The 15,913-nt window shown below is 73.6% G+C and carries 13 protein-coding genes; 8 read left to right on the top strand and 5 right to left on the bottom strand.

Translation table 11 applies throughout. From position 1 onward, the window contains the following. Positions 1 to 47 precede the first annotated feature (47 nt). Both BMY61_RS16845 and BMY61_RS16840 read left to right on the top strand, forming a co-directional pair. Entirely contained in the window at positions 48 to 1,736 is a 1,689-nt protein-coding gene (locus tag BMY61_RS16845) for an APC family permease (protein ID WP_042448090.1), read from the top strand. Positions 1,737 to 1,932: 196 nt separating this feature from the next. Continuing rightward, positions 1,933 to 2,718, top strand: a complete 786-nt coding sequence (locus tag BMY61_RS16840; RefSeq protein WP_052438707.1) for a hypothetical protein — start codon at positions 1,933 to 1,935, stop codon at positions 2,716 to 2,718. 84 nt (positions 2,719 to 2,802) lie between these two features. On the opposite strand, the gene BMY61_RS16835 is transcribed toward BMY61_RS16840, so the two are convergent. Continuing rightward, on the bottom strand, positions 2,803 to 3,360 hold the full coding sequence (locus BMY61_RS16835; protein WP_042447816.1) for a GlcG/HbpS family heme-binding protein: 558 nt from the start codon (positions 3,358 to 3,360) through the stop codon (positions 2,803 to 2,805). Positions 3,361 to 3,568: 208 nt separating this feature from the next. Between BMY61_RS16835 and BMY61_RS16830 the strand changes: the two genes are divergently transcribed. The 3 genes from BMY61_RS16830 to BMY61_RS16820 all read left to right on the top strand — a co-directional run bounded on the left by BMY61_RS16830 (position 3,569) and on the right by BMY61_RS16820 (position 6,346). Further along, a complete protein-coding gene (locus tag BMY61_RS16830; protein ID WP_042447813.1) occupies positions 3,569 to 4,759 on the top strand; it encodes a sensor histidine kinase in 1,191 nt (396 codons plus the stop codon). Further along, a complete protein-coding gene (locus tag BMY61_RS16825) occupies positions 4,756 to 5,376 on the top strand; it encodes a response regulator (RefSeq protein ID WP_042447810.1) in 621 nt (206 codons plus the stop codon). Before BMY61_RS16830 ends, BMY61_RS16825 begins: the two co-directional genes overlap by 4 nt. Before the next feature lie 133 nt (positions 5,377 to 5,509). Further along, positions 5,510 to 6,346, top strand: a complete 837-nt coding sequence (locus BMY61_RS16820) for a hypothetical protein (RefSeq protein WP_042447807.1) — start codon at positions 5,510 to 5,512, stop codon at positions 6,344 to 6,346. A 38-nt stretch (positions 6,347 to 6,384) separates the two neighbouring features. On the opposite strand, the gene BMY61_RS16815 is transcribed toward BMY61_RS16820, so the two are convergent. After that, positions 6,385 to 7,068, bottom strand: a complete 684-nt coding sequence (locus BMY61_RS16815; protein ID WP_075003939.1) for an SRPBCC family protein — start codon at positions 7,066 to 7,068, stop codon at positions 6,385 to 6,387. A gap of 140 nt (positions 7,069 to 7,208) precedes the next feature. Between BMY61_RS16815 and BMY61_RS16810 the strand changes: the two genes are divergently transcribed. Both BMY61_RS16810 and BMY61_RS16805 read left to right on the top strand, forming a co-directional pair. Then, a complete protein-coding gene (locus BMY61_RS16810) occupies positions 7,209 to 8,192 on the top strand; it encodes a daunorubicin resistance protein DrrA family ABC transporter ATP-binding protein (protein ID WP_042447798.1) in 984 nt (327 codons plus the stop codon). Then, positions 8,189 to 8,995, top strand: coding sequence for an ABC transporter permease (locus BMY61_RS16805; protein WP_042447796.1), 807 nt, complete (start codon positions 8,189 to 8,191; stop codon positions 8,993 to 8,995). Before BMY61_RS16810 ends, BMY61_RS16805 begins: the two co-directional genes overlap by 4 nt. 47 nt (positions 8,996 to 9,042) lie before the next feature. On the opposite strand, the gene BMY61_RS16800 is transcribed toward BMY61_RS16805, so the two are convergent. The 3 genes from BMY61_RS16800 to BMY61_RS16790 are packed head-to-tail and all read right to left on the bottom strand — an operon-like array spanning position 9,043 to position 14,241. Continuing rightward, positions 9,043 to 12,300, bottom strand: a complete 3,258-nt coding sequence (locus BMY61_RS16800) for an ATP-binding protein (RefSeq protein ID WP_042447793.1) — start codon at positions 12,298 to 12,300, stop codon at positions 9,043 to 9,045. Positions 12,301 to 12,336: 36 nt separating this feature from the next. Next, positions 12,337 to 12,921 carry a MarR family winged helix-turn-helix transcriptional regulator gene (locus tag BMY61_RS16795; protein ID WP_082015021.1) on the bottom strand — a complete coding sequence of 195 codons (585 nt, stop codon included), beginning with the start codon at positions 12,919 to 12,921 and terminating at the stop codon, positions 12,337 to 12,339. A 30-nt stretch (positions 12,922 to 12,951) separates the two neighbouring features. Further along, positions 12,952 to 14,241, bottom strand: a complete 1,290-nt coding sequence (locus BMY61_RS16790; protein WP_143094388.1) for a glycosyltransferase 87 family protein — start codon at positions 14,239 to 14,241, stop codon at positions 12,952 to 12,954. 244 nt (positions 14,242 to 14,485) lie between these two features. On the opposite strand from BMY61_RS16790, the gene BMY61_RS16785 reads away from it, so the two are divergent. Then, positions 14,486 to 15,883, top strand: a complete 1,398-nt coding sequence (locus BMY61_RS16785) for a dipeptidase (protein ID WP_042447791.1) — start codon at positions 14,486 to 14,488, stop codon at positions 15,881 to 15,883. Positions 15,884 to 15,913 lie beyond the last annotated feature (30 nt).

The following is a 15,913-nucleotide window of genomic DNA, read 5'->3' as shown; positions in this document are numbered from 1 at the left end:
GCCCGCGGCTCACCGATACCGCCGACTGACCCGGTCGGATTGAGGTGATCCCTTTGGCAACCGCGACCGCGCCTCCCAAGGGAGGCCAGCACGCCCTGAAACGCGACATCGGGCTGATCGGTCTGACCTGGACCTCGGTGGGGTCGATCATCGGTTCGGGCTGGCTTTTCGGCGCACTGTTCGCCGCGCAGGCCGCCGGCACGGCGGCGCTCGTCTCCTGGGGCATCGGCGCCGCGGCCATCATCATCCTGGCCTTCGTGCACGCCGAGCTGGGCGCGGCCTATCCGGTCTCGGGCGGCACGGGCCGGTTCCCCCACTACGCCTTCGGCACGGCGGCGGGCGCGTCCTTCGGCTGGTTCTCCTGGCTGCAGGCGGTCACCGTGGCCCCGATCGAGGTCCTGGCCGCGTTGAACTACCTCTCGGTCCACGCGAGCTGGATCCAGACCGGCAAGAACCACCTGACCGGCGCCGGCTACGCGCTGGCGGTCGCCTTCATGGCCTTCTTCGTCGTCGTCAACTGGCTCGGCATCAAGATCCTGGCCCACACCAACAGCGCCGCGACCTGGTGGAAGATCGCCATCCCGTGCCTGACCATCCTGGTCTTCGCGGCCACCGCCTGGCACAGCAACAACTTCGGCTACCAGGGGTTCTCGCCCTTCGGCTCGGAGGGCATGCTCTCGGCGATCAGCACCAGCGGCATCATCTTCGCCCTGCTCGGCTTCGAACAGGCGGACCAGCTGGCCGGTGAGAGCCGCAACCCCAAACGCGACATCCCCGTCGCCGTCATCGGCTCGATCCTGCTCGGCGCGCTGATCTACATCATGCTGCAGGTGGTCTTCATCGCCGCGCTGCCGCACAGCGCGTTCGCCTCCGGCGGCTGGGCCAACCTCACCTTCACCGGCAAGACCGGCCCGTTCGCCGGTCTGGCGACCACCATCGGGGTGGGCTGGCTGGCCACGGTCCTGTACATCGACGCGGTCGTCTCCCCGGCCGGTACCGGCCTGATCTACACCACGGCGACGTCCCGCGTCTCCTACGGCCTGTCCCGCAACGGCTACGTGCCGGAGGTCTTCGAGAAGACCACCAAGCGCGGCGTCCCGTGGTTCGGCCTGCTCTTCGCCTTCGTCATGGGCCTGGTCGTCTTCCTGCCGTTCCCGACCTGGCAGAAGCTGGTCGGCTTCATCACCTCCGCGTCGGTCCTGATGTACGCGGGCGCGCCGCTCTCCTTCGGCGTGCTGCGCAAGTCCGACCCGGACCGCTACCGGCCGTACCGGCTGCCCGCCGGCAACTTCTGGTCGCCGGTCGCCTTCATCGTGGCCAACCTGATCATGTACTGGTCCGGGTTCGACACGCTGTGGCGGCTGGGGATCGGCATCCTGCTCGGCTACCTGCTGCTCGGCACGTCGGTGACGTTCAAGCTCAACTCGAAGTCGCCGCGCATGGACTGGCGGTCGGCGCAGTGGCTGCCGGTCTACCTGCTGGGCATGGGCATCATCTCCTGGCGTGGCCGCTACTGCAGCGCGGGACCGGCCAACACCAACTCCTGCGGCGCGAGCAACAGCCTCCCGCTCTGGTGGGACCTTGGCGTCGTCGCCGCGTTCAGCCTGGTGATCTACTACTGGGCCCAGGCGGTCCGGCTGCCGCAGGAGGAGACCCAGGCGTACATCGGCAACGTCGAGATCGAGGAGGAGCCCAAGGGCTACCAGACCACCGAGGAGGGAGAAGGCAAGCCCTGAACCCGCTCCCACCCGACCGCCCGCACCCGACCGCTCGCACCCGAAAGTGACCCGAACCGCCTCGCCGCCCAGCACCGCGGCGAGGCGGTCGAGCACGTGCGGCCGGGTCGGGCCGTCCCCCCGTCAGGTCCGACTGGTATAACGCTCCTCTCAAGATCGCGTGCGCCGTGCGCGCGATCTTCGTCAAGGAGCACTCATGCGCATCCGCATAGTCGCGCCGGCCCTGGTCGGCGCGCTCGCGCTCGGCACCGTGGCCCTGCCCGCGTCCGCGTTCGCCGCAACCCCGAAGCCGGTGATCACCCACGCGTCGGCGACCACGCTCGTGCTCGGTCTGACCGGCAAGGCCACCGAGTCCATCCGCATCACCGCGACCGACCCGGCCGGCATCAAGTCCATCAAGGCCGTCCCGTACTCGGCCTACGCCACCGCGCACGGGTACAAGGTCACCCTCTCGGACTTCGCCAAGGTCTCCGCGCTGCCGGTCATCAGCCGCAGCGCGACCGGCGAGACCGCCGGCGAGAGCGACACCGAGACGTACAACGTCAAGACCATGCAGCTCCCCAACGGCGTCGCGGGGATGGTCTTCGACGTCGCCGTGCTGGTGACCGGCAAGGACGGCCGGACGACCCTCGACGCGAAGGCCACGTCGTTCGCCCTGTTCAAGCGTGCCGACGCCCTGACGGCCAAGCCCTCCGCCACCGCGGTCCACAAGGGCGCCTCGCTGACCGTCAAGGGGCAGCTCAACCGCGCCGACTGGAGCAGGTTCACGTGGGGCGGGTACGCGGGCCGCTGGGTCGCGCTGCAGTTCCGCGCGGCCGGCTCCCAGCAGTGGACCTTCGTCCGCTGGGTCCGCACCGGCAGCACCGGTGCACTGTCCACCACCCTGCACGACAACCGCTCCGGCTCGTGGCGCTACGTCTACGGCGGTGACGCCGCCAGCGGCGCCGCCACCTCCGCCGCCACCTGGGTCGCGGTCAAGTAGTCACGCGCTGAGGCAGTAGCCGCACGTCGAAGCCTCCCCGGCCACCAGGCCGGGGAGGCTTCCCGGTTTCCGGGGCGCCGCTCCTCAGTGGCCCAGCGCCGCCGCGCCGGCCGCGGCGAAGGACTCGTCCTGGTCACCGCTCGGGGCGCCGGCGACGCCGATGCCCGCGATCGGGGCGCTCTTCGCGTCGACCGGGACGCCACCGGCGAGGAACAGGGTGCCGGGGATGTCCTTCAGGGTCGGGTTCTGGGCCAGCCGGCCCGCGAGGACGGAGGTCGGGGCGTTCCAGGAGACCGCCGTGTAGGCCTTCTCCTGCGCCGAGGCGTAGGACTGCGGGCCCGCGCCGTCGCCACGGAGCGTGACGATCGTGTTGCCGTCGCGGTCGACCACCGCGACCGAGACGTGCCGGCCGGCCTTGGCCGCCGCGTCCTGCGCCGCCTGCGCGGCCTTGAGCGCCGCCGCCTCGGTCAGGTGCGTGGTCTGCTGCGTCTGCGACGCCGGGACGGAGACCGGCGCGGCGGGGGCCGGTGTCGGGCTCGCGGCGGTCGCCGAGACGGCGCCGACGACGCCCGCGGTGAGCGCGACCAGGGTGGCGGCGCCGGTGAGGACGGTGGCACGGCTGCGGCGAAGGGTGGCCTTCATGGCGGATCTCCTGATCCTCGGGGCCCGCGCTTTCGGGCCGGTGCTTCCATCGTCGAAGCGGTCCGGGGCCGGGTCGGTCGACCGTCGGGGTCGACCCCGGAGACCGAACGGACGACCGGAGGTCAACCGATCGGTTGACCCCCGGCTCGGCACAGCGTGTGACGATGGTGGGGACGGACAGGCACCCGCGCGCAGGAAGGAGCCCGGCATGACGACCGCGGAGGACCGGCGTCTCGCGCTGGTGGTGCACACCGCCTTCTTCGTGCTGCTGGGCGCCTCCCTGGCCCGCTTCCTGGAACGCCACCACGGGGATCCGCGCACCCCGTGGGTGCTCGCCGCCGGCGCCCTGCTGGCCGCGGTCTACCTACTGGCGGGCGCGTTGCGGGGGCATCCGCGGATCTGGCTGGCCGGCGTGGTCGCCGCCTGGCTCGCGCTCGCGCTGCTCGCGCCGAGCTGCTCGTGGTGCGCCGTGCCGCTGCTCTACTCCGCGCTGCGGATCCTGCCCGCCCGGCCCGCCATCGTCCTGATCGGGCTGCTGACGGGCGCCATCGTCGGCTCCGAGGTGCGGCTGACGGGCTGGGACCCCAACGTCCTGCTGGCCCCGCCCGCCATCGCGGCGCTCGCCGTGGCCGTGCTGCTGCACGCCCAGCGGCAGACGGAGCGGCTGCGTGCCAGCATGGCCCAGCTGGTCGAGGCCCGGGACGAGCTGGCCGCGACGGAGCGCCGGGCCGGCGTGCTCGCCGAGCGCCAGCGGCTGGCGGCGGAGATCCACGACACCCTGGCCCAGGGCCTGACCAGCCAACAGCTGCTGCTGCAGGCCGCCGAACGCAGCTGGGACCGGGACGGCCCGGCGGCCCGCGCCCAGCTCGCGGCCGCCTCCGAGTCGACCGCCCGCTCGCTGGCGGAGGCCCGCCGCTTCGTCCACGACCTCGCCCCGGCCGACCTGGCCGAGACCGGCGGCCTGGAGGCGGCGCTGCGCACGGTCGCCGCCCGCGAGGGCGCCCACCTGCACGTCGACGGCATGGCCGTCGACCTCCCCGAGCGCGCCCAGGGCGCACTGCTGCGGGTGGCACAGGGGGCCCTCGGCAACAGCCGCCGCCACGCCGACGCGGCGACGACCACCGTCACCCTGACCTACCTGGACGACCAAGTGATCCTCGACGTCTGGGACGACGGCCACGGCTTCGACCCGGCCGTGCTCCCCGCCCCCGGCCCCGACGGCGGCCACGGCCTGCCCGCGATGCGGGCCCGCATCGGCCAGCTCGGCGGCCGGCTCAGCGTCGAGTCCGCACCGGGCGCCGGCACGACGGTGACGGCGGTCGTGCCGCTGGAGCCGATACGCGCACACCGCACGGCCCCTGACCTGGGCCAAGGTCGGAACCAGGGAGCGGCCGCGTGATCCGTGTGCTGCTCTGCGACGACCACGCTGTGGTGCGGGCGGGCCTGACGGCGCTGCTCGGCAGCGCGCCGGACATCGAGATCGTCGCCGAGGCGGCCACCGGCGAGGAGGCCCTCGCCGCCGTCGCGCACCACCGTCCCGACGTCGTCCTGATGGACCTCCAGCTCGGCTCCGGCATCGACGGCGTGGAGACCACCCGCCGTCTCACCGCGGCCCCCGACGGCCCGCGCGTGCTCGTGCTCACCACCTACGACACGGACGCCGACATCACCCGCGCGATCGAGGCGGGTGCCACCGGCTACCTGCTCAAGGCCGAACGGCCGGAGGAGCTCTTCACCGCCATCGCCGCCGCGGCCGAGGGCCGCACCACGCTCTCCGCCCCGGTCGCCAGCCGGGTCATGGCCCGGCTGCGCGCGCCCGGGCCGACGCTCACCCCGCGCGAACTGGACATCCTCGCCCATCTGTCGAAGGGCCTGGGCAACCGCGAGATCGCGCAGGCGCTCTTCATCAGCGAGGCCACCGTCAAGACGCATCTGGTCCGCGTCTACGCCAAGCTCGGCGTCGACACGCGCGCCGCGGCCGTCGCGAGGGCCAAGGAGCAGCGATTGCTGCCGTAACGTCAACTCCCTGCCCGCAGGGCGTCGCTCGGAGGGGTGATCGACCACTGCGATCCGTAGTCGGCTGGTTACCATCGGCGTGGCGAACGGGCCCGTGCCGAGGCCGCCGCGCCTGCCGACGAGGAGCCGTCCGATGTCCCAACTCCCGGCCGACACCAACGCCGACGCCACCGGCGACACCGCGAGGAGCGGGCGGCTCGCCCTGCCCGCGCCACGGCTGCCGATGCAGGCGGCCCGCTGCCAGTACGAGGGGCTGCCGATCCACGCCCGGCCGCCGTTCGGCGTGCTGCGCCCGACGCGTCTCATCCGCGAGCACGCCCGCGAGCGGCTCACCGGCGTGCCGGGCCCCGGCCGTCCGTCGGCGTTCGAGGTGGGCAGTTGGGTCACCGTCCGCAGCGCGGAGGAGATCCGCACGACGCTGGACGCGGACGACCGCCTCGGCGGTCTCTGGTTCACCGCCTCGCAGTGGTCCTTCTGCGGCGGCACCTACCAGGTCGAGCACGTGGTGCGGCGCATGCTCGACGACCACTACCGGATGCGTCGCATCTCCCGCACGGTCACGCTCCGCGGTGGCACGTGCGCCGGAGCGGGCGCCGAGGACGAGGGCTGCGGGTTGGGCTGCGCCCTGCTCTTCCGCGACGACTGGCTCCGCTCGGCGGCGGCACCGACCGCGGTCCCGGCGCCGCAGCGTTTCGCCACGGTCCGCAGCCTCCAGGAGATCCAGCAGACCCTCGACCCCGACGGCACGCTGCTCGGCGTCCCCTTCCACGCGGCGATGGCCCGACACGTCGGCCGCCGCCTGCCGGTCCTGCGGCAGGTCACCCCCCGCGCCCTCCCCCGCTGGCAGTACCCGGTCGGCGAGTGGTACCAACTCGACGGCCTCCGCTGCCTCGGCGAGCCCCTCGCCGAGCTCGGCTGCGACCGCCAGTGCGCGCTGCTGTGGCACCGCTCCTGGCTGACCTTCGAGTAAGACCTCCTGTCGCACCATCAGGGGCGCGAGGAACCGCGTCACAAGCCACCCACGCAGGTGGTGCACCGAACGCGCAGGGCCATCCGCACAGGGTGGTTACTCGCGCGGTTCCTCGCGCGGTTCCTCGCGCGGTTCCTCGCGCGGTTCCTCGCACCCCTGATGGTGCAACGCGTTCGGTGCACCACCTGCGTGGGTGGCTTGTGACGCGGTTCCTCGCGCGGTTCCTCGCGCGGTTCCTCGCACCCCTGATGGTGCAACTCAAGCGATCGCTTCAAGGCGGCCAGCGTCCGTTCCATGGTGCGCTCGTTCCACGACGCCCTGCGGCCCGTGCGGAGCGCCGCCTCGGTGAGCCAGGCGACGACGGGGTTGCGGCGGTCCTGCCAGGTCTGTTCGACGACCGTGGTGCCCTCCGTCGCGCCGGGGGTGAGGACAAAGCCCCAGCGGGCGATGGGGACACCCCAGCTCACCTCCCAGGCGAACGCGCGGCCCGCCTCGGCCGCGACCACCTCGCAGACGGTCGACCATCGGCGGCCGCCCTTCGCGTTGTGGCCCTGGAAGCGCGCCCCCACCACCGGCTGCGCCGGAGTGCCGCGCCACGCGCCGCCCGTGCACTCGGGGCTCCACTCCCCCATCCGCGTCACGTCCGAGACCGCCGCCCACACCTCCTCCGGCGTGGCCTCGATCTCCGTGCGCACCACAAGGGAATCCCGCGCCGCAGCCATCCCCGCTCCTCCCGATCCCGACGGTTTCACTGATGGAACCCGATGAAACCACGCTGAAGCCGCCGTGAATCCGGGCCCCTCCACTCTCTTCCTCGTCACCACCGAACGGAACACGACGAGGGACGAAGGAGGAACCGGAGATGAGCCCGTCGCAGCTGGCGATCGAAGCCACCGGTTTGCGCAAGGCCTACGGCGAGAAGGTCGTGCTGGACGGCATCGACCTCGCGATCCCCGCGGGGACGGTGTTCTCGCTGCTCGGCCCCAACGGGGCCGGCAAGACCACCACGGTGCAGATCCTGTCGACGCTGATCGGCGCGGACGGCGGCAGCGCCCGCGTCATCGGTCACGACCTCGTCGACGCCGCGGACGACGTCCGCGGCGTGATCGGGGTGACCGGGCAGTTCTCCGCCGTGGACCACCTGCTGACCGCCGAGGAGAACCTGCTCCTGATGGCGGACCTGCACCACCTGCCGCGGGCCGAGGGCCGCCGCCGCGCGGCCCAACTGCTGGAGCAGTTCGACCTCGTCGACGTGGCGAAGAAGATGGCCGCCACCTTCTCCGGCGGCATGCGACGCCGGCTGGACCTGGCGATGACGCTGGTCGGACGCCCGAAGGTGATCTTCCTGGACGAGCCGACGACGGGCCTGGACCCACGCAGCCGCCGCGCGATGTGGGAGATCATCCGCGGCCTGGTCGCCGACGGCGTCACGCTCTTCCTCACCACGCAGTACCTGGACGAGGCCGACCAGCTCGCCGACCGGATCGCGGTGCTGGACCACGGGCGGCTCGTCGCCCAGGGCACTCCTGCGGAGCTCAAGCGGCTCGTCCCGGGCGGGCACCTGGTGCTGCACTTCCCGGACGCGCAGGCCCTCGACGACGCCGCGCGGCTGCTGCCCGCAGGGCCGCGCGACGACAACGCGCTCACGCTGCAGACGCCGAGCGACGGCAGCGCCCACGCGGTCCGCACGGTCCTGGACCGGCTCGACGCGGCCGGCATCCCGGTGGAGCAGCTGACCGTGCACACCCCCGACCTGGACGACGTCTTCTTCGCCTTCACCGGCGGCCCGACCGTTCCCACCCAGACCACCACCACGGACAACGAGACCAAGGCGGCCGCACGATGAGCACCCTCTCCTACGCCCTGACCGACTCCACCACCATGCTGCGACGCAACCTGCGACACGCGCTGCGCTACCCCGGCATGACGATCAGCGTGATCGGCGGGCCGGTCATCATGCTCCTGCTCTTCAACTACGTCTTCGGCGGCGTGATCGGCCACGGCATGGCGGTCGGCGCCGGCACCGCCCCGCACCACGGCAGCTACCTGAACTACCTGGTCCCCGGCATCCTGCTGATGACCATCGCCTCGGGCTCCATGCCGGTCGCCGTCGCCGTCTGCACCGACATGCGCGAGGGCATCGTGGCCCGGTTCCGGACCATGCCCATCTCCCGCGCCTCGGTGCTGACCGGGCACGTGGTGGGCAACGTGCTGGTGACCATGGCCAGCGCGGTGCTGGTGGTCGGTGTGGCGCTGGCCCTCGGCTTCCGCTCCGGCGCGAGCCTGCTGGAGTGGGTCGCCGCCTTCGGGCTCACGGCGCTGGTCACCCTGGCCGTCACCTGGCTGGGGGTCGGCCTCGGTCTGGCCAGCCCGACGCCCGAGGGCGCCAGCAACGCGGTGCTGCCGATCTCCCTGCTGCTGCCCTTCCTGAGCAGCGCGTTCGTCCCGATCAACTCGCTGCCCACGGGCCTGGCGCAGTTCGCCGAGTACCAGCCCTTCACCGCCTTCATCGAGACGATGCGCGGTCTGCTGCTGGGCTCCCCGATCGGCCACAACGGCATCCTCGCGGTCGCCTGGGCGGTCGTGATCGGCTTCGGCGGCTACGCCTGGAGCAAGAAGCTCTTCCACCGCGACCCGGTGGCCCGCTGAGCGCGACCGGCCCGAGGACCTGTCCGACCCTGAGGGGCCGACCGGGCTCAGCGATCGGCGAGGGCCTCCAGCGCCGCGAGGCGCAGGCCCTCCGGATCCAGGCCGGCGTACGACGAGACCGCCTCGTCATACGCCGGCCGGTCTGCGTTCCAGGCCGCCGTCCGGGCTCGTTCCGCGGACATGGTGGGCTGGAAGTTCCGTGCGTAGCGCACCCGTTCGGCCAGCGCCAGCCGCCGGGCCGCCGGAGCGGTACGGCCCCGCTCGAGGTCGAGGTAGGCCAGTGCGAGCAGGCCCGCGCCGACCCGGGAGAGGTCGAGGCCCGCAGGTGAGAACCGGAGTTGAGGTCGCATCAGCATAGCGGTCAGGTCCCTCGCCAGCTGGTCGGAGAGGTCCGACACCAGCTCCCCGCGTCCGTGCTGGGCGTGTGCGGCGACGGCGACGGCATGGATCTCCAGGATCCACGGCTCCAGGCTGTCGGTCTCCCCGGGCGCGAGCGGGCGCCCGTCCGGCGCGAGCCGGGGGTAGTCGCGCAACCGCTCGACCGCACGGCGCCAGAAGCCGAGGCCCAGCTCGGTCTCCCCGCGCACCAGGGCGATCTCCGCTCGACCGCCCAGCTCGACCAGGAGCGAGTCGACGGTCTCGTCCACGTGGTGCAGTGCTGCCTGCTCGAGCCAGCGCTCGGCCTCGTCGGGGTTGCCGAGCTGGAGATGGGTCAGCATCAGCGCCCAGCGCAGGCCGATGACGTCGGAGCGCCAGCCGACCCGCTCCTGGAGCAGCAGCGCGGCCCGCAGGTGACGTTCGGCCTCGGCCGGCTGCTCGGCCAGCAGGCACAGTTCGCTGATCCGTGAGTGGGCCAGGATCTCCAGCAGCGGCAGGGAGCCGCCCCGGTGCTCGAACGCCCTGAGCATCCCGCGCGCGTGGCCGAGCGCGGTCTCCGGATCGCCCTGCGCCTCGGCCGCATAGCTGGCGGTCGCCCGGGCCACGGCCGCGAGCAGCGGCGGCTGCTCGTCGCCGGTCAACGCGAGCAGCGGCCCGGGGTCGCCGGCGACCAGCGCGTCGCGGCTCACGCACAGGACGGTGGCGAGTGCCCGGACCAGGCTGGTCGGCGAGCCGGGCGGCAGCCGCCGCAGCGTCACCAGCGAGCGCACCGCGTGCGGGCCGCGCACCAGGAACAGGTTGGTCGCGCAGAGCGTGGACACGGCCCGGACCGCCTCGACGTAGGCGGGCGAGGAGGGCCGGTGGTGCGAGAGCAGCCGGGCGACCTCCGTGTCGAGGACGGCCATGCGGTTGTAGCGGGCCTCGACCGTCCACAGGCCGGCCAGTGCCGCGGAGGTGGCGGCCACGGTGTCGCCGTCCTGCCGGGCCAGCCCCAGGCGCAGGGCGAGCGTCAGGTTCTCCAGTTCGGCGCGGATCCGGTCCCCGGCGCCGGCGAGGTCGGCGCCGAACGGCGCGTCGAACTCGGCCAGTCCGAAGGCGCGCGCCCAGGCGAGCAGCGCCTCGGTGGTCGCCTCGGTCCCGCCCTGCGCCTCGCGCTGGTCCGCACTGAACTCGCGGACCGTCTCCAGCATGTGGAAACGCAGGCCGGACGGGGTGTCGGCGGCCTTGAGCAGGGACTGGTCGACGAGATGCTCGACGAGCTCCAGCGCGTCCAGCTCCTCGCCCTCCTGCTCCTCGCGCTCCTCGTGGGCGCTCAGCGCGTCGAGGAGGTGCTGAGCGGCGGTGGCGGTGAACCCGCCGGGAAAGACGGACAGCGCGCGCATCGCCGCGCGGCCGTCCGCGTCGAGCAGGTTCCAGCTCCAGTCGACGACGGCACGCAGTGTCCGGTGCCGCTGCGGGGCGTCGCGGGATCCGCCGCGCAGCAGGGCGAAGCGGTCGGTGAGGCGGCGCGTGATCTCGGCGACGGACAGCACCCGTACCCGGGCCGCCGCCAACTCGGCCGCCAGCGGCAGCCCGTCGAGGTGGCCGCAGAGTGCGCGCACCGCGTCCTCGGGGAGCTCGACGTCCGGGCGCGCGGCGCGGGCCCGGCGGCGGAACAGCTCGGCGGTCTGCTCCGGCCCCAACTCGGGCAGGAGGTAGACGGATTCGGAGGAGAGGCCGAGCGGCGCGCGGCTGGTGGTGAGCACCCGCAGGTCCTTGGTGCGCTGCACCAGCACCTGCACGATGTCGGCGACGCCGGCGACGACCTGCTCGCAGTTGTCGAGCACCAGCAGCACCGGGCCGCTGCCCAGGGCCTCGACGAGAGCGCTGACGTCGTCGGCCGGGGCCCGCCCCGGCACGGCGCTGCGTGCGCCCGCGTGTGCCGCCACGGCCGCCACGACCTCGGCGGCCACGTCCTCGTCCCTGGTCACCGCCGCGAGCGGCACGAAGTGCACCACCCGCTGCTCGGCGGCCCGGCTGACGACCTGGGCCAGCCGGGTCTTGCCGAGCCCGCCCGGCCCGACCACGGAGGTGACGCGGGCACTGCGCAGCAGTGCGGAGACGGCGGCGATGTCGGCGTCCCGGCCGACCAGCTCGTTCGGCTCGTGCGGCAGCCCGTGCCGTTCCAAGGGCACCTCGCCCTCCAGCAGCGTGCGCTGCAGCGTCTGCAGCGGCGCGCCCGGGTCGACGCCCAACTCGTCGCGCAGCGACCGGCGGTAGTGCTCGTAGCGGGCCAGCGCCGCGGGCGGGCCGACGGTGGCCGCCTCGGCCCGCAGCAGTTCGAGCAGCGCCTCCTCGTCCCTCGGCCGCGCGCGGACGACCTGCGCGAGGGCGGGCGCCGCCTCGTCGTACCGGGTCAGCCGCGCCAGCGCGAGGGCCCGCGCCCGGGCCAGCGCCCGACGCACCGGCGCGCGTCCGGCGCGCAGCGCGGCGACGGGGTCGTCCTCGTCACGGGCCCCGTCCTGGGTGCCCGGGGCCGGGGCAGCCTGTGCGTCGGCCTCGCCCTCCCAGAGCGCGAGGCCCGCCTCGGCGTGGGCGAGCGACGCCGCGTGGTCGCCCTCCCTGGCCTGCTGGGCGGCGGCCGCCGCCCGCAGCAGGACCGCCGCGCTGTCGACCTGGTCCTCGGCCAGGTCCAGCCGGTAGCCGCTGGGGGTGGTGACGATCAGCCCGGTACCCAGCTGCGCGCGGGCCCGCGAGACCAGCACCTGCAGCGCCTTCGCCGGGTTCTCCGGCTGCGCGTCCGGCCACAGCCCGTCCACGAGCAGCGCGGTGCTGCAGCCGGCTCTCAACTCCCCTGCGAGCAGCGCGAGCAGACCCCGAAGCCGGGCGGAGGTGACCTCCTGTCCCCGACAGGAGACGCGTGGCAGCAGGGTGAGTTCGATCGTCACGTGTGCAGAGTAGTCAGGGTGGTCACGCGTCCGTGGTCACAGCTCTGCGCCTGCGGCTCCTGCGCGCACCGCCAGCAGCACGTCGAGCTGGGCGGCGAAGGCCGCCGCGCCCTCCCCGGCCGTGCCGCCGAGCGGCGCGAGCAGCTCGTCGAGGAGGGCCTGGACCACGGAGATCGCCTCGCGCACGGCCTGTTCGCCACGCTCGGTCAGGTCGAGCCGGAACGCGCGGGTGTCCGCGGTGTCGCGGACCCGCACGATCAGGCCGTCGGCCTCCAGGGAGCGGGCCAGCTTGGAGACGTAGAGCGCCTCCAGGCCGGTGGCCTCGGCCAGCTCGCGCTGGTTCGGCCGGGCTCCGGCGCGGCGCAGTGCGTGGAGCGAGGAGACGAACACGTAGGTGGCGTGGGTCAGCCCGAGGGGCGCGACCGCCCGGTCGACGGCCACGCGCCACTTCAGCGACAGCCGCCAGACCAGGTGCCCGGCGAGCGACCCCTTGGGGTGGCTCGCACCCGTGGCCCGGCCCGTCGAGGTCTGACCGATCGAGGTCTGGCCGGTCGAGGTCTGACCGATCGAGGTCTGGCCGGTCGAGGTCTGGCCGGTCGTGTCGCCGCCGTTCTCACCCATGACAGATACTGTACATGGCTACTGTCCTGGCTAGCGCCTGATCCCGATCGCGGTCGCCTCGGCCCGCGGCGCGATCACGGGGGCGCCGGTGGCCGCACGCCTCGACGTCACCAGCAGCCACACCGGCACCGCGACGAGCAGCGCCAGCCCCGAGAGCACGTAGAGGTTCTGGCAGAGGAAGTCGAGGACCGCCGCGACCGGCTCCGTCCTCGCGTTCGGCAGCGGCGAGGCCCAGGTCAGGCCGCCGGGCCAGTCCGCACCCCGGATCGGCCGGAACCAGCCCGGGGGCCAGGCGCCGAAGAGCAGGCAGCCCAGCACCGGGGCCAACCACCGCGACCAGTGGCCCCGCCGGGCCCGGACCACCAGCAGCCCGAGGGCCGGCAGCAGCGCCCACACCCAGTGGTGCACCCACGACATCGGCTCCATCAGCAGCGCCGCGACCGACACCACCACCAGCCCGGCCGCCTCCCGCCCCCGCCGGTGCAGCAGCACCGCCAGCCCGAGCCCGATCGCGGCCGCGACCCAGCCCAGCACCCCGCCGACCGCCCGCACCTGCGCGGTGTCCGCGACCACCCGCACCGCGAAGGACGCCACGGCCTGGTCGATCGGCGTCGCCATCAGCAGCATCCGGTGCGCCCGCTCGGCCAGGCCGCTCAGCTGCGGCCAGTAGGCGAGCGAGGCGTGCGGCAGCAGCACCAGCCCGAGCAGCGCCGTCCCGGCGAACGTCGCCAGCCCGCGCAGACCGGCCGAGCGGCGGCCGGTGCACAGGTAGTGGGCGAGGAAGAGCGCGGGCGTCAGCTTGATCCCGGCCGTCAGGCCCAGCAGCACGCCCTTGAGCCGGTGGCCGTCCGGCAGGCACCAGTCCACCGCCGCTGGCGCGAGCAGCAGCAGGTTCAACTGCCCGTAACGAAGCGTCTCCTGGACGGGCGCGAGCCACAGCGCGGCCGCCGTGCACGCCAACACCGCCGCGACGCCCGGCCGCCCACCACCCGCCAGCCGCAACCCGCACCAGCTCACCAGCACCACCGCCGCGACGCTGAGCCCCAACAGCAGGACCTGCGCGACCGCGAACGGCGGCGACAGCCAGAAGACCATCGCCGCGAACGGCGGATACAGGTACGGCAGTCCGGCCGGACCGCCCTGCAACAGGTACAGCCGTCGCTCGCCGCCGGGCAGGCTCTGCCCGGCCTTCAGATAGACCTGCAGGTCCATCTGCCGCAACTCCCCGTCGGACCAATGGAACAGACACCACAACCACAACCCGAGTGCGGCGGCGAAGGCGAGCGAGGCCGCCACGATGGCGACACGTCGAGCGGTCACGGTGACTCCCGGATCAAGAGGCTGCACGGACTCAGGGGTAACGCGCCCCGCCGGATCGGGTCACGCGAAACGCCGTGTCGCAGGAGATCGTCAGCCCGACGTGGCAGACCGGCACCGCTGGTCGGACCTGCTCGTCCGGCCCTGACCGGCGGAAAGGCGGGCAGAGCGGCGGGCGGACCGTAAGGTGGGCCGGTACCACCGGCCCCACCCCGGACCGTCCGCAGCACCCACAAGGAGCGCACGCATGTCGCAGTCCCCCGTCTCCCAGGAAGGCGCCGCCCCCGCCGGAGCGGAGTTGGCCGAGGTCGTCGCCGGGCTGATGCCGCGCGCGAAGGAGGAACTGGCCGAGCTGGTCGCGTTCCAGTCCGTCGCCGACCCGCGGCAGTTCCCCGTCAGCGAGTGCGAGAAGGCGGCCCGGTGGGTCGCGGACGCGCTGGGCGCGGAGGGCTTCGTGGACGTCGCACTGCTGGACACCCCCGACGGGACGCAGTCCGTCTACGGCGTGCTGCCGGGCCCGGAGGGCGCGCCGACGGTGCTGCTGTACGCGCACTACGACGTGCAGCCGCCGCTGGACGAGGCGGCGTGGGTCTCCCCGCCGTTCGAGCTCACCGAGCGGGACGGCCGCTGGTACGGACGCGGCGCGGCCGACTGCAAGGGCGGCGTGCTGATGCACCTGACCGCGCTGCGCGCGCTCAAGGCGACCGGCGGCGTCCCGGTGACCGTCAAGGTGATCGCCGAGGGTTCGGAGGAGCAGGGCACCGGTGGTCTGGAGCGTTACGCCGAGGCCCACCCGGAGCTGCTGACGGCGGACGCCATCGTCATCGGCGACACCGGCAACTTCCGTGTCGGGCTGCCGACCGTCACCGCGACGCTGCGCGGGATGAGCATGGTCGAGGTGGCCGTCCGCACCATGGGCGGCAACCTGCACTCGGGCCAGTTCGGCGGTGCCGCGCCGGACGCGCTCGCCGCGCTGATCCGCATGCTGGACTCGCTGCGCGACGAGACCGGCGCGACCGCGGTGCACGGGCTGGAGGCGGAGGCCGGACAGAGCTGGGAGGGCCTGCAGTACGCGGAGGGCGACTTCCGCAGCGACGCGAAGGTCCTGGAGGGCGTGGGCCTGATCGGCACCGGGACCGTCGCCGACCGGGTCTGGGCGCGCCCCGCGGTCACCGTGCTCGGCATCGACTGCCCGGCCGTGGTCGGCGCCACGCCGTCAGTCCAGGCCGCCGCGACCGCGCTGGTCTCGCTGCGCGTGCCGCCGGGCCTGGACGCCGCGCGTGCCGAGGAGGCCCTGATCGCCCATCTGGAGGCGGCCGCACCCTGGGGCGCCCGGGTGGAGGTCACCACCCGCGGCCAGGGGCAGGCCTTCCGCGCCGACACCTCCAGCCCGGCCTACGCCGCCATGCGCGCGGCGATGGCGGTGGCCTACCCGGGCGAGGAGATGCAGATCGCCGGCCAGGGCGGCAGCATCCCGCTCTGCAACACCCTCGCGACGCTCTACCCCGAGGCGGAGATCCTGCTGATCGGCCTCAGCGAGCCGGAGGCGCAGATCCACGCGCCGAACGAGTCCGTCTCCCCGCGGGAGCTGGAGCGCCTCTCGCTCGCCGAGGCGCTTTTCCTGCGCAGCTACGCCAAGCGGTAGGCAAAAGACCGGCAGCACGGCGGCCGTCAC

The organism is Streptacidiphilus jiangxiensis (assembly GCF_900109465.1).
Classification (GTDB): domain Bacteria; phylum Actinomycetota; class Actinomycetes; order Streptomycetales; family Streptomycetaceae; genus Streptacidiphilus; species Streptacidiphilus jiangxiensis.
Note: the sequence above shows the minus strand (reverse complement) of the source record. Positions and strands in the feature narration are given on the sequence as shown.

What these genes read in the sequence shown, in the direction of transcription:
- BMY61_RS16840 (WP_052438707.1), top strand. Translation starts at nt 1,933, where the DNA reads ATGCGCATCCGCATAGTCGCGCCGGCCCTGGTCGGCGCGCTCGCGCTC.
- BMY61_RS16835 (WP_042447816.1), bottom strand. Translation starts at nt 3,360, where the DNA reads ATGAAGGCCACCCTTCGCCGCAGCCGTGCCACCGTCCTCACCGGCGCC.
- BMY61_RS16830 (WP_042447813.1), top strand. Translation starts at nt 3,569, where the DNA reads ATGACGACCGCGGAGGACCGGCGTCTCGCGCTGGTGGTGCACACCGCC.
- BMY61_RS16820 (WP_042447807.1), top strand. Translation starts at nt 5,510, where the DNA reads ATGTCCCAACTCCCGGCCGACACCAACGCCGACGCCACCGGCGACACC.
- BMY61_RS16815 (WP_075003939.1), bottom strand. Translation starts at nt 7,068, where the DNA reads ATGGCTGCGGCGCGGGATTCCCTTGTGGTGCGCACGGAGATCGAGGCC.
- BMY61_RS16810 (WP_042447798.1), top strand. Translation starts at nt 7,209, where the DNA reads ATGAGCCCGTCGCAGCTGGCGATCGAAGCCACCGGTTTGCGCAAGGCC.
- BMY61_RS16805 (WP_042447796.1), top strand. Translation starts at nt 8,189, where the DNA reads ATGAGCACCCTCTCCTACGCCCTGACCGACTCCACCACCATGCTGCGA.
- BMY61_RS16795 (WP_082015021.1), bottom strand. Translation starts at nt 12,921, where the DNA reads ATGGGTGAGAACGGCGGCGACACGACCGGCCAGACCTCGACCGGCCAG.
- BMY61_RS16785 (WP_042447791.1), top strand. Translation starts at nt 14,486, where the DNA reads ATGTCGCAGTCCCCCGTCTCCCAGGAAGGCGCCGCCCCCGCCGGAGCG.